This window comes from Aeromicrobium sp. 50.2.37 (assembly GCF_024655735.1).
Lineage (GTDB): Bacteria > Actinomycetota > Actinomycetes > Propionibacteriales > Nocardioidaceae > Aeromicrobium.
Genome location: NZ_JANLGG010000001.1, coordinates 1 through 22,302, shown reverse-complemented (window position 1 = coordinate 22,302; position 22,302 = coordinate 1). Strand labels below are relative to the sequence as shown.

At 70.7% G+C, this 22,302-nt stretch carries 19 protein-coding genes; 7 read left to right on the top strand and 12 right to left on the bottom strand.

The annotated features are described in order from the left end of the window. Positions 1-113: 113 nt before the first annotated feature. From NUV38_RS00095 to miaA, 5 genes are all read right to left on the bottom strand, one after another. Positions 114-1,967: a carboxypeptidase-like regulatory domain-containing protein gene (locus NUV38_RS00095; RefSeq protein ID WP_257727181.1), complete on the bottom strand. Its 1,854-nt coding sequence runs from the start codon at positions 1,965-1,967 to the stop codon at positions 114-116. 83 nt (positions 1,968-2,050) lie between these two features. Continuing rightward, positions 2,051-4,003 (bottom strand): ATP-dependent DNA helicase, encoded by a 1,953-nt coding sequence (locus tag NUV38_RS00090; protein WP_257727180.1) that lies wholly within the window; start codon positions 4,001-4,003, stop codon positions 2,051-2,053. 164 nt (positions 4,004-4,167) lie between these two features. Beyond that, complete coding sequence (gene hflX / locus NUV38_RS00085) at positions 4,168-5,589, bottom strand: GTPase HflX (RefSeq protein WP_257727179.1); 1,422 nt, start codon at positions 5,587-5,589, stop codon at positions 4,168-4,170. After that, a complete protein-coding gene (dapF, locus tag NUV38_RS00080; protein ID WP_257727178.1) occupies positions 5,586-6,416 on the bottom strand; it encodes a diaminopimelate epimerase in 831 nt (276 codons plus the stop codon). Before dapF ends, hflX begins: the two co-directional genes overlap by 4 nt. A gap of 9 nt (positions 6,417-6,425) precedes the next feature. Then, positions 6,426-7,382 (bottom strand): tRNA (adenosine(37)-N6)-dimethylallyltransferase MiaA, encoded by a 957-nt coding sequence (miaA, locus tag NUV38_RS00075; protein WP_257727177.1) that lies wholly within the window; start codon positions 7,380-7,382, stop codon positions 6,426-6,428. Positions 7,383-7,452: 70 nt separating this feature from the next. Between miaA and NUV38_RS00070 the strand changes: the two genes are divergently transcribed. Beyond that, positions 7,453-7,674, top strand: coding sequence for an antitoxin (locus NUV38_RS00070; RefSeq protein WP_257727176.1), 222 nt, complete (start codon positions 7,453-7,455; stop codon positions 7,672-7,674). A 4-nt stretch (positions 7,675-7,678) separates the two neighbouring features. Here NUV38_RS00070 and NUV38_RS00065 read toward each other — a convergent pair whose 3' ends face one another. Then, positions 7,679-8,377, bottom strand: coding sequence for a hypothetical protein (locus NUV38_RS00065; RefSeq protein WP_257727175.1), 699 nt, complete (start codon positions 8,375-8,377; stop codon positions 7,679-7,681). A 64-nt stretch (positions 8,378-8,441) separates the two neighbouring features. Here NUV38_RS00065 and NUV38_RS00060 point away from each other — a divergent pair, with 64 nt between their 5' ends. Then, the gene (locus tag NUV38_RS00060) at positions 8,442-9,011 is read left to right on the top strand and encodes a hypothetical protein (RefSeq protein WP_257727174.1); all 570 of its coding nucleotides are present in this window, start codon (positions 8,442-8,444) and stop codon (positions 9,009-9,011) included. Between the two features lie 27 nt (positions 9,012-9,038). On the opposite strand, the gene NUV38_RS00055 is transcribed toward NUV38_RS00060, so the two are convergent. From NUV38_RS00055 to NUV38_RS00045, 3 genes are read right to left on the bottom strand one after another with little or no spacing between them, the layout of a single operon-like run. Further along, positions 9,039-9,608 (bottom strand): HhH-GPD-type base excision DNA repair protein, encoded by a 570-nt coding sequence (locus tag NUV38_RS00055; protein ID WP_257727173.1) that lies wholly within the window; start codon positions 9,606-9,608, stop codon positions 9,039-9,041. A 4-nt stretch (positions 9,609-9,612) separates the two neighbouring features. Continuing rightward, positions 9,613-10,065, bottom strand: coding sequence for a hypothetical protein (locus NUV38_RS00050; protein ID WP_257727172.1), 453 nt, complete (start codon positions 10,063-10,065; stop codon positions 9,613-9,615). Positions 10,066-10,102: 37 nt separating this feature from the next. After that, entirely contained in the window at positions 10,103-10,741 is a 639-nt protein-coding gene (locus tag NUV38_RS00045; protein ID WP_257727171.1) for a TetR/AcrR family transcriptional regulator, read from the bottom strand. 51 nt (positions 10,742-10,792) lie between these two features. Here NUV38_RS00045 and NUV38_RS00040 point away from each other — a divergent pair, with 51 nt between their 5' ends. Continuing rightward, positions 10,793-13,687 carry an MMPL family transporter gene (locus NUV38_RS00040; protein WP_257727170.1) on the top strand — a complete coding sequence of 965 codons (2,895 nt, stop codon included), beginning with the start codon at positions 10,793-10,795 and terminating at the stop codon, positions 13,685-13,687. After that, the gene (locus NUV38_RS00035; RefSeq protein ID WP_257727169.1) at positions 13,687-15,765 is read left to right on the top strand and encodes a YhgE/Pip domain-containing protein; all 2,079 of its coding nucleotides are present in this window, start codon (positions 13,687-13,689) and stop codon (positions 15,763-15,765) included. Before NUV38_RS00040 ends, NUV38_RS00035 begins: the two co-directional genes overlap by 1 nt. 127 nt (positions 15,766-15,892) lie before the next feature. Here NUV38_RS00035 and miaB read toward each other — a convergent pair whose 3' ends face one another. The 3 genes from miaB to NUV38_RS00020 form a co-directional block, all read right to left on the bottom strand. Continuing rightward, on the bottom strand, positions 15,893-17,401 hold the full coding sequence (miaB, locus tag NUV38_RS00030; protein ID WP_257727168.1) for a tRNA (N6-isopentenyl adenosine(37)-C2)-methylthiotransferase MiaB: 1,509 nt from the start codon (positions 17,399-17,401) through the stop codon (positions 15,893-15,895). A 69-nt stretch (positions 17,402-17,470) separates the two neighbouring features. Further along, a complete protein-coding gene (locus NUV38_RS00025; protein ID WP_257727167.1) occupies positions 17,471-17,893 on the bottom strand; it encodes a VOC family protein in 423 nt (140 codons plus the stop codon). 76 nt (positions 17,894-17,969) lie between these two features. Next, complete coding sequence (locus NUV38_RS00020) at positions 17,970-18,665, bottom strand: DUF305 domain-containing protein (RefSeq protein WP_257727166.1); 696 nt, start codon at positions 18,663-18,665, stop codon at positions 17,970-17,972. 122 nt (positions 18,666-18,787) lie between these two features. Here NUV38_RS00020 and NUV38_RS00015 point away from each other — a divergent pair, with 122 nt between their 5' ends. The 3 genes from NUV38_RS00015 to NUV38_RS00005 all read left to right on the top strand — a co-directional run bounded on the left by NUV38_RS00015 (position 18,788) and on the right by NUV38_RS00005 (position 22,240). Further along, positions 18,788-20,347, top strand: coding sequence for an LVIVD repeat-containing protein (locus NUV38_RS00015; protein ID WP_257727165.1), 1,560 nt, complete (start codon positions 18,788-18,790; stop codon positions 20,345-20,347). A 224-nt stretch (positions 20,348-20,571) separates the two neighbouring features. Next, the gene (locus tag NUV38_RS00010) at positions 20,572-21,300 is read left to right on the top strand and encodes an amino acid ABC transporter ATP-binding protein (protein ID WP_257727443.1); all 729 of its coding nucleotides are present in this window, start codon (positions 20,572-20,574) and stop codon (positions 21,298-21,300) included. Positions 21,301-21,358: 58 nt separating this feature from the next. Beyond that, a complete protein-coding gene (locus NUV38_RS00005; RefSeq protein ID WP_257727164.1) occupies positions 21,359-22,240 on the top strand; it encodes a glutamate ABC transporter substrate-binding protein in 882 nt (293 codons plus the stop codon). The last annotated feature ends 62 nt before the right edge of the window (positions 22,241-22,302 follow it).

The window sequence follows — 22,302 nt, the reverse complement described above, 5'->3', positions numbered from 1 at the left end:
AAGCGCGACTCGATGCACGAGAGTTCCCCCGAGAGATGACGACACGACCGCCTCACCCTAACAAGGATGAGGCGGTCGAAGCGAAGTGCGCGTATCGGCCCCGATGGTCGAGCTCACGAGCGGAAGTTCAGCGTGCCCACCGAGTAGCTGCGACCCGCAGTGACCGTCTTGCTCTGAGCGCCCTTGTGCGTGCGTCCGATGCCGCGCCACGAGTCAGCGTTGACGACGATCTTGTACTTGCCGGACGCCAGACCGCGGATCGTAAAGCGACCGGACCGGTCGGAGTACGCCGAACGGAGGACGCGTGTGCCGTCGGAGGCATAGGCCGTCACGAGGATCTCCTTGTTCGACTTGCCGCCCACGCGGGTGATGCGGCCGGAGATCGTCGCACCCTTGGACAGGCTCATGGAGGCCCGCCCGGGCAAGTTGCCGACGTCGACGACCTTCTGCGCACCCGACGTGACGGTGGTGCACACCGGACGGTACATCCAGCCCTTGTAGCCCTTGCCGGGGCTCTTCGGAACATAGCCGTTTTCCCGAGAGATCACATTGTACGGGCGGGAGCCGTACTTGCCCTTGATGGTCTTCCAGCGCTCGGACTGGCGCTCCAGACCCTTGTGGTAGAGGTAGTTGTCGGTATAGATGCTCTGGAACCAGCCCGAGCAACTGGTGCGGCGGCCGGCCTCGAAGACGTACTTGCCCGGTCGCAAGCCGGTGAACGTGACTTTTTTGTCGGTGCCTGCCCGCTTGGCCGCAACCATCGGCGAGTCGAGGGCCTTGCGACCCGGCGCGTACTCGCGCAGCGTCACCCACCGATCATTGCCGTTGAGTCCGAAGGATGACGTCAGGGAGACGTCGAGCTCGGTCTCATCCTGGTCGATGGTCACGGCGGGGACGGTCTTCGTGGACGCGTCGCCGAAGCCCAGGAGCCGAGATGAGCCGCCGACATAACCCGTGGCCTTGTGACAACTGTCGACGACGTCGCCGCCGTCGACGATCACGGCGCCACGCTTGGATCCGATGGGCTCGAAGGCCACCATGAAGCTCTTGGTGCCGCCATCGGGGCGCGGAACGAACCGCACCTGGTACGTGCCTCCGGAGACCTGGTCATCGCCGAACTCGTTGCCGCAGAAGGGGACGTCGAGGCTCCGGAGATCCGAGGCGCGCGTGTACTTGACGGCGCTCGGGGACACGATGCGGACCTCGGCCTTGTTGGCGCCGGTGCCGGTGAGCGACCCCGTGACCGTGCCGTAGGCGAAGTTCGCCGTGAAGTTGTCACCCTTCTGGACGCGCACGACGCCGGACTCGCGGATCGTGCGCCCGCCGCCCGTGAACGCGCCGGTGCCGAAGGTGCCGCCTCGCCAGAACCACTCGCGAGCGCTGCCGTCGACCGTGGCGCTGAGGCTCAGGCGGTACGCCTGGCCGGGGGCGTTGTTGCGACCGAGGCCGAACGAGCCGAGGTCGAAGGAACCGTTGGACTCGACCTCGACGGCCTTCACACGGGTGGTGCGCAGGTCCGAGACCGTCCAGAGCGTGACCTCGCGGTCGGTGACGCCGACGGTGGATCCGCTGACGGTGCCGACGATCTTGCGGCTCGCGATGCGCTTCTCGAGCGTCATCGTGCGTCGGAAGACGGCCTTGTCGCTGGGGTCGACGGCGAGCGTAGCCCGGCGCACCTCGCCGGACTCGACGCCCGTGGGCTGGTCCTGCTCCACGTTGCTCCACGGCACGGTGATGTAGGCCGACTTGCCGCCCTTGATGGAGTAGCGGGCCGTGCCCGCTCCGGAACCCTCGAACGTGGCCTTGCCTGAACACGTCTTGGAGCCGAGGCAGCGCGCGAACACCTCCACGAAGCGCTGGGAACCCGAGGCCTGCACCGCCACGGTGCCTGCCGAGATGGAGACCCCTGTGGCGGCCGAGGCCGGCAGGGGTACAGCGACGAGCAGCGACCCGACGAGGCCGGACACTGCTACGAGAACGAGACGACGCATTGGCCCCCGAGCCCTTCATTGCGTGGGATGACGGCTCAGGATATCAAGCCGTGGAGGTTTCAGTGGCCATTCAAGTCGAGTCGTCCCAGGGCTCCCAGAACGGCGTCGCGGTCGGTCGTGCGCCACAGCGGAGGCAGTGAGGCGGCGAGGAACGAGCCGTAGCGCGCCGTGACGAGCCGGGGGTCGAGCACGGCCACGACGCCCCGGTCGGTGGTGCGTCGGATCAGCCGCCCGGACCCCTGCGCCAGCAGCAGTGCGGCATGGCTGGCCGCCACGGTCATGAACCCGTTGCCGCCGCGCTTCTCGACCAGTCGCTGACGTGCGCTCATGAGCGGGTCGTCGGGCCGCGGGAACGGGACGCGGTCGATGATCACGAGTCTGCAGGTGTCGCCCGGCAGGTCGATGCCCTGCCACAGGCTGAGCGTGCCGAACAGGCTGGTGCGCTCCTCCTCGGCGAAGCGTCGGGTCAGCTCGGACAGCTGCGCGTCGCCCTGGCAGAGGATCTCGTGGTCGGGGAGGCGCGTGCGCACTCCCTCGGCTGCGGCCTCGGCCGCACGCCGCGACGAGAACAGCCCCAGCGTGCGTCCGCCCGCGGACTCCAGCAGGGCGGCGATCTCGTCGAGCTGGGCGTCGGTGATGCCGTCGCGACCCGGCGGCGGCAGGTGCTTGGCGACGTAGAGGATGCCCTGGCGGCGGTAGTCGAACGGTGAGCCGACGTCGAGACCGGTCCACACCTCGCTGTCACCCGGGCGGAGCCCGACGGCTGCGGCGACGGGGTCGAACCCACCGCCGACGGTGAGCGTGGCGCTGGTGAGCACCACCGTCTTCTCCTCGAAGAGCTTGTCGCGCAGGCTGGCCGAGACGTCGACCGGGGCCACGTGCAGCACCGGACCGCGGGTGTCGGAGAGCCACAGCACCTCCGGCTCGCGCAGGCTCGCCATGCGGTCGGCGACGAGGCGCACCTCCTCGAGCCCGGCCTTCGCCTGCTGGCGGGAGGCGTCGGCCTCGCCGTCGGACTTCTCGCGAGGGAAGGCGGACAGGCAGGCACGGGCCATGTCGCGGACCCGCGCGAGCGCCTCGGCCAGCTCGTCGTCGAGCACGTCGATGCGTCCGACGTCGACGCGAGCCAGCGCGGCCGCCAGGGCGTCGGCAGCCTCGTTGAGGTCGTCGGTCTCGCCGTCGGTGTGGGGCCGGGCGCGGCGGGCGGCGCGCTCGATGCCCGCCGGGTCGAGGTCCGACGTGGCGGCCTGGGTGACACGTGCGGCCAGCTCGTGCGCCTCGTCCACCACCACCGCGTCGTACTCGGGGAGCATCGGCACGCCGTCGATCGCGTCGATGGCCAGCAGCGCGTGGTTGGTGACGACGACGTCGGCGTGCTGGGCGGACTCGCGGGCCAGCTCGGCGAAGCACTCGGCGGCGTGCGGGCAGCGCGTGGCACCCACGCACTCGCGGTGGTTGACGCTGACCTGCCGCCAGGCGCGATCGGTGTGCGAAGGCGCGGACTCGCGGTCCCCGTGCGCACCGTCGCCGGTCCCCGGCTTGCCCGCCAGGTCCTCGGCCCACTCCCGCAGCGCCAGCACCTCGGCACCGAGGCTTCCCTCGGGCAGGTCGACGAGAGCACCCTGCTCGTCGGGCACGCCCTCGCGCACGCGGTGCAGGCACGCGTAGTTGGCCCGCCCCTTCACCACGGCGTACGACGGCGTGGTGCCCATGGCCTCGCGTGCGCCCGCCACCAGGGCCGGGAGGTCACGTTGGACGAGCTGGTGCTGCAGCCCGAGCGTGGCGGTGGAGACCACCACGCGGTCCTGGTGGAGCAGGCTGGGCACGAGGTAGCCGAGGGACTTGCCCGTGCCGGTCCCGGCCTGGACCAGCAGGTGTCGACCGGAGCCGAGCGACTCCGCGACGGCCTCCGCCATGGCCACCTGACCCGGGCGCTCCGTGCCGCCGAGCGCGCGGACCGCGGCGTGCAGGACCTCGCGGACGCTGGGCTCGGCGGAGGGGCTGTCGGGCATGGTGGCGAGCCTAGACGGACGCCTCGCGGGGGTCCGGCCCCCGTCCACAGTGATGTGCCCTGACGACCTCCGGATGGTCTCGATACGTCCGACCGAGCTCCTCCGTCGCCGGTCGGACTACTCGACCAGCGGGGGCGTGCGTGGTCTCGGCGCGCTCGAGACGGTCAGAGCTCGTTGAGCTGGTGCGCGAGCTCGTCGGAGACGCGGGCGACGAGGTGCGTGCCGTCGGACGCGTGGTCGAGCGTCTCGATCTCCCCGGTCTGGTGCACCAGGCTGAGCAGGTCGCCCCGGTCGTAGGGCACCACGACGTCCACCCGGGCCTCGGGCCGGGGCAGGTCCGCCTCGATCGCTGCGAGCAGCTCGTCGATGCCCTCGCCCGTGCGGGCACTCACCAGGACCGCGTGCGGCTCGCGGGCGAGCAGCTGCTTGACCATCATCGGGTCGGCGGCGTCGGCCTTGTTGAGCACGATGATCTCCGGGACCCCGGTCGCGTCGATCTCGGCGAACACCTCGCGGACCGCGGCGATCTGCCCCTCCGGGTCGGGATGGGACGCGTCGACCACGTGCAGCACCAGGTCGGACTCGGCCACCTCCTCCAGCGTGGAGCGGAACGCCTCGACGAGCTGGTGCGGCAGGTGGCGCACGAACCCGACGGTGTCGGACATCGTGTACACCCGTCCGTCGCTGGCCTGGGTCTTGCGGGTGGTCGGGTCGAGGGTCGCGAACAGGGCGTCCTCGACGAGCACACCGGCGCCGGTGAGCCGGTTGAGCAGGCTCGACTTGCCGGCGTTGGTGTAGCCGGCGATGACGACCGCCGGCACGGCGTTGCGCCGACGCTGGGCCTTCTTGATGTCGCGCGTGGTGCGCAGCGCCTTGAGCTCGCGGCGCAGCTTGGCCATCTTGGCCTGGATGCGACGACGGTCGGTCTCGAGCTTCGTCTCACCGGGACCACGGCCACCGATGCCCTCACCGCCGGCGGCACGGCCACCGGCCTGACGCGACAGGTTGCCACCCCAGCCGCGCAGACGCTGGGTCTGGTACTGCAGCTGGGCCAGCTCGACCTGCGCCTTGCCCTCCGCCGACTTCGCGTGCTGGGCGAAGATGTCGAGGATGAGGGCGGTGCGGTCGACGACCTTGACCTTGGTGCGGTCCTCGAGGTTGCGCAGCTGGCTGGGGGCGAGCTCGCCGTCGCAGATGATCGTGTCGGCGCCAGTGGCCTGCACGGCGGCCGTGAGCTCCTCGACCTTGCCGCTGCCGATGAACGTGGCCGCGTCGGGACGCTGACGACGCTGGAGCAGCGCGTCGAGCACCTCCGACCCTGCGGTCTCGGCGAGCAGCTTGAGCTCGGCCAGGGAGTTCTCGGCGTCCTCGGCCGACCCGTCGGTCCACACACCCACGAGGACGACGCGCTCGAGCCGCAGCTGGCGGTACTCGACCTCGGTGATGTCCTCGAGCTCGGTGCGCAGACCGGCGACGCGGCGCAGCGACTGGCGCTCCGCCAGCTCGAGCCCCTCGTGTGCGCCCTCGGTGGCCCGCTGCGACTCCTCGTCGACGCCGGGTCCGGAGGTGGGGGTAGGTCGACTCATGCCATCCATTCCATGTCGCCACGGGCGACGATCTCGGCGGGACCGGCCAGCAGCACGCGGCCGTCCGCGGTCCAGGTGACGCGGACCGTGCCGCCGGGCACGTCCACGCGATAGGTCGTGGGCAGGGTGTCGGCCTGCACCGAGGCGGTCGCGACGGCTGCGGCGCAGGCACCGGTGCCGCAGGACCGCGTCTCGCCGGAGCCGCGCTCGTGCACCCGCATCGCGATGTGGTGGTCACCGCGGACGTCGACGAACTCGATGTTCACGCCGTCGGGGTAGACCCGCGCGTCGTACTCGGGCTCGGTGAGCAGGGAGCCGGCGTCGTCGAGCCGGTCGACGAAGGCGACCGCGTGCGGGTTGCCGGTACGGACGCCGACGGCCTCCCAGGCGCGTCCGTCGACGACGACCTTGCTGCCCTCGACGAACGTCGCGCCACCCATGTCGACGACGTAGTCGTCGCCGTCGCGGGTGACGATCTTGTCGCCGTCGCGGGTGCCGACCACGACCGGCTCGCCCTCGGGCACGAGACCCTCGTCGAGCAGGTGCCGGGCGAACACACGGACGCCGTTGCCGCACATCTCGCTGACGGTGCCGTCGGCGTTGCGGTAGTCCATGAACCACTCCCCTGCGCTGGCGGCGGCCTGGGGCTCGTCGAGCACGGCGGAACGCACCACGCGCAGCACGCCGTCGGCACCGATGCCCCTGCGTCGCGCGCACAGAGCCGCCACGAACGCGGGATCGAGGTCGCCGTGCACCGTGCCGTCGTGGTCGGGGAGCAGGACGAAGTCGTTCTCGGTGCCGTGCCCCTTGAGCCAGGGGAAAGTCATGACACCAGTCTACGGCCGCGGGCCCGACGGATCCGTGCCGTCGCCGGGCTCCCCACCCCGTGCCACGTGGTCCAGCGCACGGGTCAGCAGGTCGGGCTCGTCGTGGGGCAGCCAGTGCACCCGCGGGTCCTGGTGGAACATCCGGTCCTGTCGCCGGGCGAACGCCCGGGTGCCCCGCACCGTCTCGGCGCGGGCCTCATCGTCGCTCGCCTCCCCCCGCAGCAGCGCGAGCACCTGCTGGTAGCCGATGGAGCGCGACGCCGTAGGCGAGCCGTCGATCCCGGCATCGAGCAGGCCGCGCACCTCCTCGACGAAACCGTGCTCCCACATGGCGTCGACCCGGCGCACGATGCGCTCGTCGAGCACCGGACGCGGGACGTCGAGCCCGAGCAGGGTCACGCGACGGTAGATCGAGTGGTGAGCCGGGAGGCTCGCGACGAACGGACGGCCGGTCATCTCCGTGACCTCCAGCGCCCGCACGAGCCGACGACCGTTCGTGGGGAGCACCTGGTCGGCAGCCTCGGGAGCCACCCGCCGCAGCTCGGCGTGCAACGCCTCGGCCCCCTCGGTCTCGAGCCGACGCTGGTAGCGCTCGCGCACCTCGGAGTCCGTGCCGGGGAACTCGAAGTCGTCGATCACGGCCCTCACGTACAGCGACGACCCGCCGACGAGGACCGGCGTCGCACCACGACGTAGACAGTCCTCGATCGTGGCGCGGGCGTCGCGCTGGAACGTCGCCACCGACGTCGCCTCGTGCACGTCGAGCACGTCGAGCAGGTGGTGCGGGACGCCGCGCCGCTCGGCCTCGGTGACCTTGGCACTGCCGATGTCCATGCCACGGAACAGCTGCACGGCGTCGGCGTTGACCACCTCGCCACCGAGGGCGAGCGCCAGGTCGACGGCCAGGGTCGACTTGCCCGAGGCCGTCGGGCCGACGACGACCACGAGATGTGGAGCACTACTCACCCTCGGAGTCTTTCAGTACGCTCGCCACCACGGGGACCGCACCGGCTCCCCCGGACGAGGAGAGAACGCGATGGGCTTCCTGGACAAGCTGAAGAAGAACGCACCGGAGCTCAAGGCGAAGGCCTCCGAGCTGGCCAAGACCCAGAACGACAAGATCGACCAGGGCATCGACAAGGCCGCCGACCTGGCCGACAAGGCCACGAAGGGCAAGTACTCGGGCAAGATCGACGGCGCGGCCGGCAAGGCCAAGGACGCCGCTGACAAGCTAGCCGAGGACGGCAAGAAGCCCTGAGCCGCTAGGGCACGCGCCACTGCGCGACGAACCAGCCGACACCGAGCGGCGCCTCGTCGAGGACGAGACGCGCCTCGACCCCTGCACGATCGGCCGTCCCGGCGCCGTCGACCGACGCACCCTCGGTGGCGTGCAGTCGAGCGGACACGGCGTCGCCCACCGTGCGCAAGGTCCGTGCGCCTGCGCACAGCAGGGAGTCCGCGAGCTCGAGGTCGATGCCGCCCAGTGCGTCGGCGTCACCGTCGGCCAGGGCTGCGGCGATCGTGGCGTCGAACGGCTCGGCCCGGTCGTCGAGGTGTCCTGGCGCGCGCTCGGATCGCCTGGCAGAGCCGTCGGCCACGACGAGCAGGGCAGCGTCGTCGAGGTCGGACGCGTGCACCTCGTGCACGTAGGCGCGCGAGCCCGTCCAGCCTGCTTGGTCGAGCAGCCACGCACCAAGGGTGTGGGCCAGCCCGAGCCCGCCGTCGGGGCCGCCAGCGGTCACGTCGATCCCGTGTGGCGCGAGCGAGCCTCCGGCGCGCTCGTCCGCCGGGGCCTGCGGTGCGTCGGAGCCGAGCACGACCACGCTGGCCGGGGCGTCGTCGACGAGCCTGCGGACGGCCGCGAGCGCCTCGGCCTGCACCACCTCCATCTCGATGACGTCACCGACCAGAGCACCTGCGGCGAGCAGGGGCGAGCAGGGGCAGAACGCGACGCTGGGCACGGGGCGAGCGTAGGCGGTGCGCGCTCGACCCGCCGGACGAGCGCCCCCGTGGCACCATGACCTCGTGCCCGCCTACCTGCCCGACGAGGACGCCTGGCACTACGACCCGCCGCCGGTCTCCTCCGGGTGGCGGTGGATGGCCCTGCTGGCCCCGCTGGTCGCGCTCGCGGTGGCCGCGGCCGCCACGTTCTCCCTGCTCCACTCACTCGAGCAGGACGAGCGCGGCCACCTCGACGACCCCGAGGTCACCGGGGTCCTCACCATCGCCTGCGCGATCATGACCTCGACCGTGGACGGACTCCGGGTCGGCGGGCCGCCGCGACGACAGGCCGCCGTGCTGGCCGACCAGAACCTCGCGGTCGAGCGGATGATCGACACGGTGCGCCGCATCGACGCGCCCACCCGTCGGGCCGACCGTCCCCTTGACGCCTGGCTCGCGGACTGGGACAGCCTCCTGCGCGCGCGGGACCGCTACGCCCGCCAGGTGAGCACCGGCTTCGACGCCACCTTCCGCGTGCCCACCGGACCCGACGACCGACCGGTCGTCGAACGGATGGACCGCGCCGCCGACGGCGTCTGCCGCGTGCCCGACGTGCTGGTCGACCCGTTCTCCGCCGGCGACCAGGAGGTCTGAGCCCGCAGCGCTCGAGCGTGCCGGAACCTACCCCTGCGCGGCCTTCGCCTCGGCCTTCTTGGCCTTCTTGAACTGACGCACCTTCTGCAGGGAGTCGGCGTCCACGACGTCGGCGACCGAGCGGTAGCCCTTCTTGGCGTAGTCGCCGGACGCCTTCGTCCAGCCGCGCGGCTTCACGTCGAGCTGCTTGGCCAGGAGGGCCGTGAAGATCTTCGCCTTCTGCTCGCCGTAGCCCGGCAGGGCGGTGAGCCGCTTCATGAGCACCGGCGCGCTGCCGACGTCGGACCAGATGCGCGAGGCGTCGCCGTCGTACTCGTCGACCACGACCGTCGCGAGCGCCTGCACGCGCCCGGCCATGGAGCGGCCGTACCGGTGGATGGCGGGAGGAGTGGCGCAGAGGTCGGCGAAGGCATCGGGATCGGCCTGCGCGATGGCGGCGGGGTCGAGGGTGCCGAACCGCTCGAGGATCTTGGCCGGGCCGCGGAAGGCGTGCTCCATCGGGTACTGCTGGTCGAGCAGCATGCCCACGAGGAGTGCGAACGGGTCGTCGCTGAGCACGCGGTCGGCTGCGGGGTCCTGTGCGATCTGGATGGCCATGCGCTCATTCTCCCCCACCGAGCGGCCCGAGATCGGGCCGGCGCGGGGTGAACCGAACCGGTCGCTGCTTCCCCGGTCGGCGACGATCTCGTGCCAGCGGGCGGAGTGAACCTTCGAAGTATCCCACCGCAGCCAGCGCCAGGACGTGCCCGCGGGAGATCTTCTGGCCGGAGACCGGAAGCTGATGACTCGAGCTGCTCCACGAAGCAGAGATGCGCTGGATCGCGGCGTGGTCCTCACGCGACATCGACAGCGCACGATCGGCGAGAGCGTCTTCTCCGAACTCCCAGAGGCAGCCCGCGATGGTCATGACGGAAGCGCTCACGTGGATGTTCGGTAGGCCCTTCATGGCGTGCCGTACCTCGTCGTCCCGCCGTTGCTCGCGGAAGGGCCAGCCGTGGAGAAGGAACGCTGAACGAAGCCGAGCAGTCCCTGGACGTCGCTTGCCCGAGGTCACGCCCCCATCGTGCCAGTCAGCATCCGACCGGCCCGGATCAGGCGGGCTCGGTGAGGGCGAGCAGCATCCGCGGAAGCGTGGCCCGCAGCGTGTCGATGTCGACCGGCCGGCCGTCGACCAGGGCTCCGAGGACCATGGCGTCCCACGTGCCGATGAGGATGGTGCACACGTCGCGCACGTCGAGGGTCAGCCGGAGGCCGAAGGAGTCGAGGGCCGTGGTCACCACCTCTGCGATGCCGGCGATCACGTCGTTCCACCAGCCCACGAACACCTCACCGCCGACGTCGCCGCGCAGCCCCCGCAGCTGGAGCTCGAGGTGCAGCAGGAAGTCGTCGTGGTCGGGTGGCTGGAGCAGCACGAAGCGTTCGAGGATCGCACCGGCAGCCTCCTCGGCCGACAATCCTGCGAGACGCGCGGGGTCGGCCGCCTCCTTGAGCGTGCCCAGGACGCGTTCGTGCTCACGCTCGATGAGGGCGACGACGAGCTCGTCCTTGGACTCGAAGTTGGAGTAGAACGCGCCCCGCGTGTAGCCGGCCTCGTCGCACAGGCGCTCGACCGAGACGCCCTGCAGACCCTCGCGCACGAGCAGCGTGCGGGCGGCGTCCAGCAGTCGCTCACGGGTGGCGGCGCGGCGCGCGGAGAGGTGATCCGGGGAGGACGCGGACGTGGTGGACACGACACTCACGATACATTGCTGTATCGGATACGGAAACGTATCGTGAGTCTCATGTCCACGTACCTCTACGAGCTGGGGCGCCGCTCGTTCGTCCACCACACGCGCGTCCTGCTCGCGTGGATCCTCGTGGTGATGATCGGCGCCGGCGCCGCCCTCTCCCTCGGCGACGGCACGCGGGACGAGTTCGACATCCCCGGTTCGGAGGCCAACGACGCCTTCGCCGACCTCGGGCGCACCTTCCCCGAGCTGGCCGGCCTGTCCGCCTACGTTGTGGTGGTGGCGCCCGACGGCACCTCCATCGACTCCGAGAAGTCACGTGCCCTCGTGGAGCGGACCGTCTCCGACCTCGAGCGCGTGGACGGCGTCACCGACGTGACCTCGCCGTACGACGAGATGGCCCGCGACGCCTCGATCTCGAAGGACGACCGCGCGGCCCAGGTGCAGGTCCAGCTGTCGGGCGGCTTCGAGAACGTGACCGAGAAGCTGAAGTCGGACCTGCAGGACACCGGCTCGAGCCTGGAGGACGCCGGCTACACCGTGGCCTTCGGCGGTGACGCCTTCTCCAACACCGGGCCCAAGCTCTCGATCATCGAGATCATCGGCGTCGTCGTCGCGCTCTTCGTGCTGTACCGGATGTTCCGGTCGTGGCGCGCGGCGTTCCTGCCGATCATCACCGCCCTCGTGGGCGTGGTCGTGTCGATGGAGCTCATCTGGACGGCCACGGGCTTCCTGTCGGTCTCGTCGACCGCTCCCCTGCTGGCGCTCATGATCGGGCTCGCCGTCGGCATCGACTACGCGCTGTTCATCCTGTCGCGGCACCGCGAGCTGATGAGCGAGGGCGTCCCGGCCGAGGAGGCCGCCGCCCGGTCCGTCGCCACCGCCGGCTCGGCCGTGGTCTTCGCCGGCGTGACGGTCATGATCGCGCTCGTGGGCCTGGCCGTGGCCCGCATCCCGTTCCTCACCGTCATGGGAATCGGAGGTGCGCTCGCCGTGGCCGTCGCGGTCGCCGTGGCGCTGACCCTGCTTCCCGCACTGCTCGGCCGCGCCGGTGACCGGCTCAAGGCGAAGGAGGGCGAGCGTCCTCCGGGCGGGTTCTCCCGACGCTGGGTCCTGCTCACCACGAAGTTCCCGGCCGTCGCCATGGTGCTCGTGGTCGGCATCCTGGCCATCGCCACCCTGCCCGTGAAGGACCTGCAGCTGGCTCTGCCCGACAACGGCACCGAGCCGGTCGGCACGCCGCAGCGCGACTCCTACGACCTGGTCGACGAGTACTTCGGGCCCGGGTACAACGGGCCGCTGCTCGTGACGCTCGACGTCATCACCTCGCGCGACCCGCTCGGCGTCGTGGCCGACGTCGAGAAGGACCTGCGCGCCACGCCGGGCGTCGAGCAGATCGGCCTGGCCACGCCCAACCGGACCGCCGACACCGCCGTCGTGCAGGTGATCCCGTCGACCGGACCGGCCGACGCCGCCACGGCGGACCTCGTGGACCGCATCCGCGCCGAGGCGCCGGGCTGGGAGAAGGAGCACGGCGTCGACGTCGCCGTCACCGGTCTCACCGCCGTCGGCATCGACGTCTCCGAGCGGCTGCAGGGTGCGCTGCTGCCCTTCGGCGTCCTCGTGGTGGGCCTGTCGGTGCTGCTCCTCATGGTGGTGTTCCGCTCGGTCCTCGTGCCGGTCAAGGCGACCCTGGGCTTCGTCCTGTCCACCGGTGCCGCGTTCGGGGCCGTGGTCGCGGTGTTCCAGTGGGGCTGGTTCGCCGACCTGGTTCACCTCGACCAGACGGGTCCGCTCATCTCCTTCCTGCCGATCCTGCTGATGGCGGTGCTGTTCGGCCTGTCCATGGACTACGAGGTCTTCCTCATGTCGCGGATGAAGGAGGAGTACGTGCGCACCGGCGACGCCGACCGGGCCATCATCGACGGCTTCGTCGGCAGCTCGCGGGTGGTCACCGCCGCGGCGGTGATCATGCTGGCCGTGTTCGCCGCGTTCGTGCCCGAGGGCGACGTGAACATCAAGCCGATCGCGTTCGCGCTGGCCATCGGCGTGTTCGCCGACGCCTTCCTGGTGCGCATGCTCTTCGCCCCGGCGGTCATGCGCTACGCCGGCGACCGGGCATGGTGGATGCCCGCGCGGCTCGCGAAGGTCCTCCCCCACGTCGACGTCGAGGGCGAGGCGCTGCACCGCAGGGTCGAGCTGGAGTCCTGGCCACGTCGCGACTCCACCGCGGCCGTCTCCGCTGCCGGGCTGACGCTCCAGACGCAGGAGGGATTCGTCTACAACGACGTCACCCTCGAGGTGCCGGCCGGCGACTGGCTGGTCGTGCACGGCCCCAGCGGCAGCGGCAAGACGGCCCTGCTGCTCACGATCGCGGGCCGCATGGCCTTCGACGAGGGCCGGCTGCGCGTCGCCGGGCACCTGCTCCCGCAGGAGTCGCCGGCCGTCCGCGAGGCGGTGGCCCTCGCCGAGTTCCGCGACGTGAACGACCTCGACCCCAACCTGACCGTCGACCAGCACATCGCCGAGCGGCTCTCCATCCGCACCTTCGGGCTGTGGGTGTCGAGGTCGAAGGTGACGCCCGTGCGGAACTCGATGAACCGCGCACTGGAGGCCGCCCATGACGAGGCGGGCCTGTCCTTCCACGAGGTCGCCGGCACCACCTTGGTCTCCGAGCTGACCCGACTGGAGCGCAAGACGCTCGGCGTCGCACTGGCCCTGCTGTCCGACCCGCAGGTCCTGGTCGTCGACGATGCCGACGACCTGCGCGCCACCGAGCACATCGACCTGCTGTGGTCGACGCTCGCCCACCTCCTGGAGGACCGGTCGACCGCGCTCGTCGCGGGCGTCCAGGCCGCGTCCTCCGCCCCGGCCCAGTCGACACCCTCGCCCCGGCTCCACCTGCTGGAGCTCGACACCCGTCGCACCCTCGATGAGCTGATGATCTGATGTTCCCCTCCCCGTCCCTGCCCTGGTTCGAGCTCGCGCGGTTCCGCCGAAGCCGGATCACTCGTGCCGCCGTGCTCGCCGTGGCGATCGTGCCGCTGTTCTACGGCGCCCTCTACATCTGGGCCAACCTCGACCCCACCGGACGGCTCGACAACGTCCAGGCCGCCGTGGTCAACGAGGACGAGATGATCGAGGTGGCCGGCCAGGACGGGGAGAAGCAGCCCGTCGCCGTCGGCCGCGAGCTGGCCGCGAACCTCATCGGCGACGACTCGAGGAACAACTACGACTGGCTGCTCACCGACGCGGCCGACGCCCGCGCCGGGCTGGCGGACGGCACCTACAAGGCCGTGCTGACTATCCCCAAGGACCTCTCGAAGGCGGCCACGTCGACGAGCGGCGACCCGTCCGCGGCCGTGCAGGGTCGGCTCGACCTCAAGACCAACGACGCCGTGAACTTCGTCAACGGCCAGATCGCCGACCGCATCCTCGACGCCGCCAAGTCCTCGCTCAACGCCCAGGTCACCGAGACGTACCTCGGCAACCTCTACCTCGGGTTCACCGACATCAAGGCGTCCCTCGAGGAGGCGGCCGACGGCGCCGGGCAGCTGGCCGACGGTGCCGGAGAGCTGGGCGACGGCGCGAACCAGCTCAGCGACGGCACGGCGCAGCTGGCCGACGGGGCCACGACGCTCGCCGACGGCACGCGTCGGCTCGCCACCGGGGCGAACCAGCTGGACGACGGCGTCGGACAGCTGGCGGGCGGTCTCGGACAGCTCGAGGACCGCACGGCTCCCCTGCCCGGGCAGACCGAGCAGCTCGCTGACGGTGCCGAGCAGGTGGCCACCGGCGTCGCCGGTTTCGACCGGATCGTGCAGCAGGTCGTGGGGGCCATCACCGGCAGCACCGACGAGATCGACGAGCGCCTCGGGACGCTGGAGCAGAGCCTGCGTGACGCTGCCACCGCGTGTCGCGAGAGCGGCGCACCCGCCGCGCAGTGCGCGGACCTCGACGCGGCGGCCGACTCCGCCGCCACGGCTCGCACCCAGATCGACGGGCTCGTCGGGCAGGCGGGAACGATCGGCGAGCAGTCGGCCGCACTCAACGAGGGCGCCCGACGGGTGGCCGACGGCAACCGCGAGCTCGCCGACAACGTGCCGGCCCTCGTCGGGGCGATCGGCGACGCCGCCGACGGCGCCGACCGCCTTCGCTCCGGCACCTCCCAGCTGGCCGACGGTGCCGACGACGCCGCCACCGGTGCCGACCGCCTGGCCGACGGAGCCGGCCAGCTCACCGACGGGGCGAACCAGCTGGCCGACGGCGCGGGCGCGTTGCGCGACGGCGCACTGGAGCTGCAGTCGGGGCTCAGCGACGGCAGCGAGCAGGTTCCGGACTACACCGAGGACGAGCGCGACCAGCTGGCCAAGACGGCGGCCACGCCGGTGACCGACGCCGCCGACCGGCTGAACAAGGTCTCCTCCTACGGCGAGGGACTCGCGCCCTACTTCATGGCCCTGGCGCTGTGGGTCGGTGCGATGTCGATCTACCTGCTCCTGCGGCCGCTCTCGGCGCGCGCCGTCGCCTCGGCCGCCGGCAGCGTGCGCACGGCCCTGGCCGGGTTCGTCCCGGGTGCCGCGCTGTCACTCGTGCAGGCGGTGCTACTGGTGGGCGTGCTGCTGGGGGTCGTCGGCGTCGGGGCCTCGCAGCCGTGGCTGCTTCTCGGTCTCGCCGTGCTCACCGGGCTGGTCTTCACGGCCATCAACCAGACGTTCATCGCCTGGTTCGGCGGGGCTGGACGCTTCCTCGCGATCGTCTTCGTCTGCCTGCAGCTGACGGCCGCCGGCGGTACGTACCCGATCGAGACGTCACCGTCGTTCTTCGGGTTCCTGCACTCGCTGCTGCCGATGACCTACGCGGTCCACGGGTTCCGGGCGGCCACCGCCGGCGGCACGGAGGGCGTCGCGTTCGACGCGTTCGTCCTCGTCGTCTTCGCGCTGCTGGCCCTGGGCGCCACGGCGTTGGCGGCCAAGCGGCGCCAGCGGGTCTCGATCACGCGGCTGCACCCGACCCTGCAGGTCTGACCCAGCCGCCACGCACGGAGACCTCAGCCGTGCACGGGTTGCTACCCGTGCACGGCTGAGGTCGTCGTGCGTCGTGGGAGATTTCCAGGTCGACCTGGGAATCTCGGTGCAGGAGCGCCGGGAAGGGTCAGCGGGCGCAGGCGGGAGCGTCGGCGACCGGAAGCGGGGCCGGGACCCCGACGGCGGGCATGCCGAGGGAGACGGCGGGGCGCACCTCGGTGCGACCCTGGCGGGCCTCCCACGCGTCGCCCGCGCGGGTGCGCCGGTACGAGACCGGCTCGGCGTCGCTGACGAGGTGGTGCGGGGCGGCGTGCGTGACCGTGACCTCGACCAAGTCGCCGGGACGCACGTCGTGGTCGCCGGGGACGAAGTGCACGAGGCGGTTGTCGCGCGCGCGGCCGGTCAGGCGCTTGGTCTCGTGGTCCTTGCGGCCGCCGGCGGCGCTGTGGTCGGAGACGAGCAGCTCGACGGTCCGACCCTCGAGCCGCTGGTTCTCCACCCACGACGACTCCTCGACGAGGGCCGCCAGGCGCATGTACCGCTCCTGCACGACCTCCTTCGGCAGCTGGTCGGGCAGCGTCGCCGCCGGGGTGCCGGGGCGCTGGGAGTACTGGAACGTGAAGGCGCTGGAGAACCGGGCCTTGCGGACGACGTCGAGCGTGTGCTGGAAGTCCTCCTCCGTCTCGCCGGGGAAGCCGACGATGATGTCGGTCGTGATCGCGGCCTCGGGCATCGCCTCACGGACCCGGTCGAGGATGCCGAGGTACTTCTCCTGGCGGTAGGAGCGACGCATCGCCTTGAGGACGCGGTCGGAGCCGGACTGCAACGGCATGTGCAGCTGCGGCATGACGTTCGGCGTCTCGGCCATGGCGGCGATGACGTCGTCGGTGAAGTCCTTCGGGTGCGGGCTGGTGAACCGCACGCGCTCGAGACCCTCGATCTCGCCGCACGCGCGCAGCAGCTTGGCGAACGCCTGACGGTCGCCGAACTCGACGCCGTAGGCGTTGACGTTCTGGCCGAGCAGCGTCACCTCGACCACGCCGTCGTCGACCAGCGCCTGCACCTCGGCGAGGATGTCGCCGGGCCGACGGTCCTTCTCTTTGCCGCGCAGGGCGGGGACGATGCAGAACGTGCACGTGTTGTTGCAGCCGACGCTGATCGAGACCCAGGCGGCGAACACGGAGTCGCGCTTGGTCGGCAGCGTGGACGGGAAGACCTCGAGCGACTCGAGGATCTCGACCTGCGACTCCTCCTGCACGCGGGCGCGCTCGAGCAGTACTGGGAGCGACCCGATGTTGTGGGTGCCGAACACGACGTCGACCCACGGCGCCTTGTCGGTGATGGTGGTGCGGTCCTTCTGCGCCAGGCAGCCTCCGACCGCCACCTGCATGCCGGGGTTCTTGGCCTTGAGGCTCGCGGCGTGCCCGAGGTTCCCGTAGAGCTTGTTGTCGGCGTTCTCGCGCACGGCGCAGGTGTTGAAGACCAGGAGGTCCGGGATGCCCGCACCGTCACCGGCCTTCTCGTAGCCCGCGGTCTCCAGCAGGCCCGACAGCCGCTCGCTGTCGTGCACGTTCATCTGGCACCCATAGGTGCGCACCTCGTAGGTCTTCGCCCCTGGCGACGTCGCTGCAGTCATGACCGCACGAGTCTACGCGGCGATCCCGCCACCACCGGCTACGGCCACAGGCCGCCACGGTACCGGTCGTCACACGGCCGGGGCGGTGATCTCCAGGGCGATGCCGTCGGGGTCGCGGAACTCCAGGATCAGCTGACCGCCGAGGTCCTTGACGTCCTCGTGGTCGATGCCGAGGTCGTCGAGCACCGCGACGGCGTCGTCCAGGGCCGAACGATCGGCCACCGCGAAGCAGAGGTGGTCCAGCCCCGTCCGGTCCTCGTCGAAGGAGTCGTGGCCGGGAGCCACAGGGCGCAGGCCGAGGAGGCCGCCGGGGAACTGGTAGATCACGCCGCCGAAGAGGAACGCCAGCTGCTCGCGGGTCTCCTCGTCCGGGTTCTCCGGCAGCTCGAACGCCACGTCGAAGCCGAAGACGGAGTCGTAGAAGCGACGCGAGGCATCGATGTCGCGGACGGTCAGACGGACGTGGGCGTAGTCGGTGGCGGCGATCGGCACGGGGACTCCTCGGGTGCGGTGGGTGTGCCTCCACACTCACACGACCCCGGCTCGCCTGCAGGCCGGGTCGACCTGCTCAGAGGTCGGCGAGCATCTGGCGCATCCGGTCGATCTCGGCGGTCTGGTCGGCGGCGATGCTGGTGGCCAGCTCGTTGACCTGCAGGTCCGCACCCTGGCGGACGACGTCGCCGACCATCTCGATCGCGCCCTGGTGGTGCATGATCATCAGCTCGAGGAACTGCCGGTCGAACTGCGCACCCTCCGCCTTCGCGAGGGCGGCCATCTGGGCCTCGCTGGCCATGCCGGCCATCTCGTGCACGTCGCCCCCGTGCGACCCGTGGCCGCCGTGGCGGCCCATCGGGATGTTGCCGCCCTCGATCTGCTCCTTGGTGGGAGCGTCGAGACCCTGGTCGGTCAGCCAGCCCGCCATGTAGACGATCTCGGGACGTTGGGCGCCGTCGATGCGGTCGGCCATCGTGCGCACCGCCTTGCTGCCGCCGGCCTTCGGGGCGAGCTGCGCCATCTCGAGCGCCTGGGCGTGGTGCGGGATCATCATCTGCACGAACTCGATGTCGGCGTCGTTGGCCCGGGCACGCTCGATCTCCGGTGCCTCGTCGAGCTCCTCGGAGTCCTCTCCCGGCATGCCGGGCTGGATGATCGTGCCGTCGACCTTCCGCGACGGATCGTCCCCGGAGCACCCGGTTGCGAGCACGGCCACGGCGACGAGAACGGCGGCTGCTCCGCGGCCGAACGTGGGACTCGGACGACGCATACGTGGTTCCTTCCCCCGAAGTGTCGCCGTCGCGGGAACGTCACGGACGAGTCCGCGCGTCGCCCTTGTCGTCATGACGGCTTTCAGCGAGGATAGCCACACTTCGGGGGAAGGACACACCTATGCGTATCTCGCGCAGACGGGCCACCACGGCCCTGCTCGGAGCCGCCGCCACCGGCGCGCTCACCGCGGCACTGCTCTCACCCATGGCCGCCACGGCCGAGGTGCAGGCCCGCGACACCACGTCCGACGAGTGCGACGGCGAGGTCGTGCTGTCCGAGGCGGACCGCCTGGCCGGCAACTGCCTTCCGGGCAACGACACCGCTCGGATGAACGCCAGCGGCGCCGACCTCGCACCCGGCGAGGAGGCGAGCAGCACGAACGTCGAGCGCATCGCCACCATCGCCAAGCAGGGCGCGTTCGCCTCCGAGGACGCCCTCAACAGCGACCTCGCGTTCCAGGGCAAGTACGCCTTCGCGGGCAACTACAACGGCTTCATGGTCTACGACATCTCGAAGCCCGCGAAGCCCAAGGTCGTCACGCAGGTCGTGTGCGCGGGTTCGCAGAACGACATCTCCGTGTACGACGACGTGCTGATCCTCAGCACCGACTCCTCGCGCAGCGACGCCTCGTGCCAGAGCACCGCGCAGTCGGCCACCATCAAGGACTCGTGGGAGGGCGTCAAGGTCTTCGACATCTCCGACCCGCGCAGGCCGAAGTACGTGTCGGCCGTCGAGACACCCTGCGGCTCGCACACCCACACCCTGGCCCCCGGCAACCGCAAGCCGGGCAAGGGGAAGGGCGGCAAGCCCGGCAAGGGCTCGAAGAACGACCTCTACGTCTACGTCTCGTCGTACGCGCCCGACGCCGCGTTCCCGGACTGCCAGCCTCCGCTGGACTCCATCAGCATCGTCAAGGTGCCGCTGAAGAAGCCCTCGGCGGCGGCGATGATCGCCCAGCCCGTGCTGTTCCCCGGCGGGGGCAACCCGGCCGGCGGCTACTCGCGCGAGACCAGCGGCTGCCACGACCTCACGGCCTACCCGAGCAAGGACATCATGGCCGGCGCCTGCATGGGCGACGGCATCCTGCTCGACATCCGTGACCGTGAGAAGCCGAAGGTCACCGAGAACGTGCGCGACACCGAGAACTTCGCGTTCTGGCACTCCGCCACGTTCAACAACGACGGCACCAAGGTCGTCTTCACCGACGAGCTCGGCGGCGGCGGCGCGCCCACCTGCAACCCGACCGTGGGCGACACCAAGGGAGCGAACGGGATCTACGACATCACCCGCAAGGGCGCCCTGGAGTTCAAGAGCTACTACAAGATCCCCCGCACCCAGGCGAACACCGAGAACTGCGTGGCCCACAACGGCTCGCTCGTCCCGGTGAAGGGCAAGGACATCATGGTCCAGGCCTGGTACCAGGGTGGCTGGTCGATGTTCGACTTCACCGACTCCGCCAACCCCAAGGAGATCGCCTGGCACGACCGCGGCCCCAACGACGCCCAGCGACTCGTGGTCGGCGGCCCCTGGTCGACGTACTACTACAACGGCTACGTCTACTCCAACGAGATCCAGCGCGGCTTCGACGTGTTCAAGGTCGACGACCGTCGGATCAAGGGCGCCGAGCGGGTCCGCTTCGACGAGCTGAACCCGCAGAGCCAGCCGCGCTACCGCGAGTAGGGCTCGACCGCACGACCGCGAGCCGGCACTCCCACCCTCGCGGTAACGAGGCGTCGGCCGTCGATGCAACTCCCTGCGTCGGCGGCCGACGTGTGTCGCCCTGCGCGTGTCCCGGGCGTGTGTCCGCGGCGTTGCCGCGTCCTCGACGCAGGTGACGATTCGGTTGCGGACTTGCAAGGACGACCGAGGACGCCGATAGGTTGTCCCGCATGGCTGACACACCCATGGTGGCCATGCACGGGGTCCAGAAGCACTTCGGCTCCTTGCATGTGCTGCAGGACATCGAGCTGGACGTCGCCCGGGGCGAGGTCGTCGTCGTGATCGGACCGTCGGGCTCGGGCAAGTCGACGCTGTGCCGCACGATCAACCGCCTCGAGACGATCGACGAGGGCCAGATCCACGTGGACGGCCGGCCGCTCCCCGCCGAGGGCAAGGCCCTCGCGCAGCTCCGCGCCGACGTCGGCATGGTCTTCCAGTCGTTCAACCTCTTCGCGCACAAGACCGTGCTCGAGAACGTGACGCTCGGCCCGATCAAGGTCCGCGGCCAGGCCAAGGCCGACGCCGAGAAGCGCGCCATGGAGCTGCTCGAGCGGGTCGGTGTCGAGTCGCAGGCCAGCAAGCTCCCCGCCCAGCTCTCCGGCGGCCAGCAGCAGCGGGTGGCCATCGCACGCTCGCTCGCGATGGAGCCCAAGGTCATGCTCTTCGACGAGCCGACGTCGGCGCTCGACCCGGAGATGATCAAGGAGGTCCTCGACACCATGATCGACCTCGCCAAGGGCGGCATGACGATGATCGTCGTCACCCACGAGATGGGCTTCGCTCGCACCGCCGCCGATCGCGTCGTCTTCATGGCCGACGGACGCATCGTCGAGCAGAACACCCCCCACGAGTTCTTCAACGCTCCGTCGTCGGACCGCGCGAAGGACTTCCTGGGCAAGATCCTCAACCACTGATCCACCTGTTCGAACCCAACCAACCGATCGAGGGGAAGCTCCCATGAAGGTGCGCAGCATGAAGCTCGCGGCAGTCGCCGCAGCGGTCGTCCTGGCCGCCTCGGCCTGCGGCAACGCAGGCGAGGACGACGGCACGGCGGCGTCCGGCAACGAGTACGAGGTCGTCGACAACCCCGAGTTCCCCGAGGGCTCGCGGATGGCCGAGATCGCGGACGACGGGTCGATCAAGATCGGCGTGAAGTTCGACCAGCCCGGCATCGGCTTCAAGGGCGCCGGTCAGGAGAACCCGACCGGCATCGACCCGGAGGTCGGCAAGATCATCGCCGGCCAGCTCGGTCTCAGTCCCGACGACATCGAGTGGGTCGAGACCATCTCCGACAACCGCGAGCCGTTCCTGCAGAACGGCACGGTCGACCTGGTCATCGCGTCCTACTCCATCACCGATGAGCGCCGCCAGATCGTCGGCCAGGCCGGCCCGTACTACGTCACCGGCCAGAGCCTGCTCGTCGCCAAGGACGACGACTCGATCAACGGCCCCGACGACCTGGACGGCAAGAAGGTCTGCTCGGTGAAGGGCTCGACCTCGATCAAGACGGTCGAGGAGGAGTACGGCGCCCAGCCTGCCGGCTTCGACACCTACTCCGAGTGCGTCGACCAGCTGCTGAACGGGTCGGTCGACGCCGTCACCACCGACGGCGCGATCCTGCTCGGCTACGCCGCCGAGAACCCCGACCGGCTCAAGGTCGTCGGCGAGCCGTTCTCCGAGGAGCGCTACGGCATCGGCTACAGCCCCGACGCCCCGGAGATGTGCCAGTTCCTGGACGACTCCCTCGAGAAGGCGTTCAGCGACGGTGACTTCGAGAAGGCCTTCGACGCGACGCTGGGCAAGTCGGGCAACGACGTGCCCTCCCCGCCCGAGCTGGACGCCTGCGACGCCTGACCCGACCCGCGGGGGGGGGGGGGGGGGGGGGGGGGGGGGGGGGGGGGGGGGGGGGGGGGGGG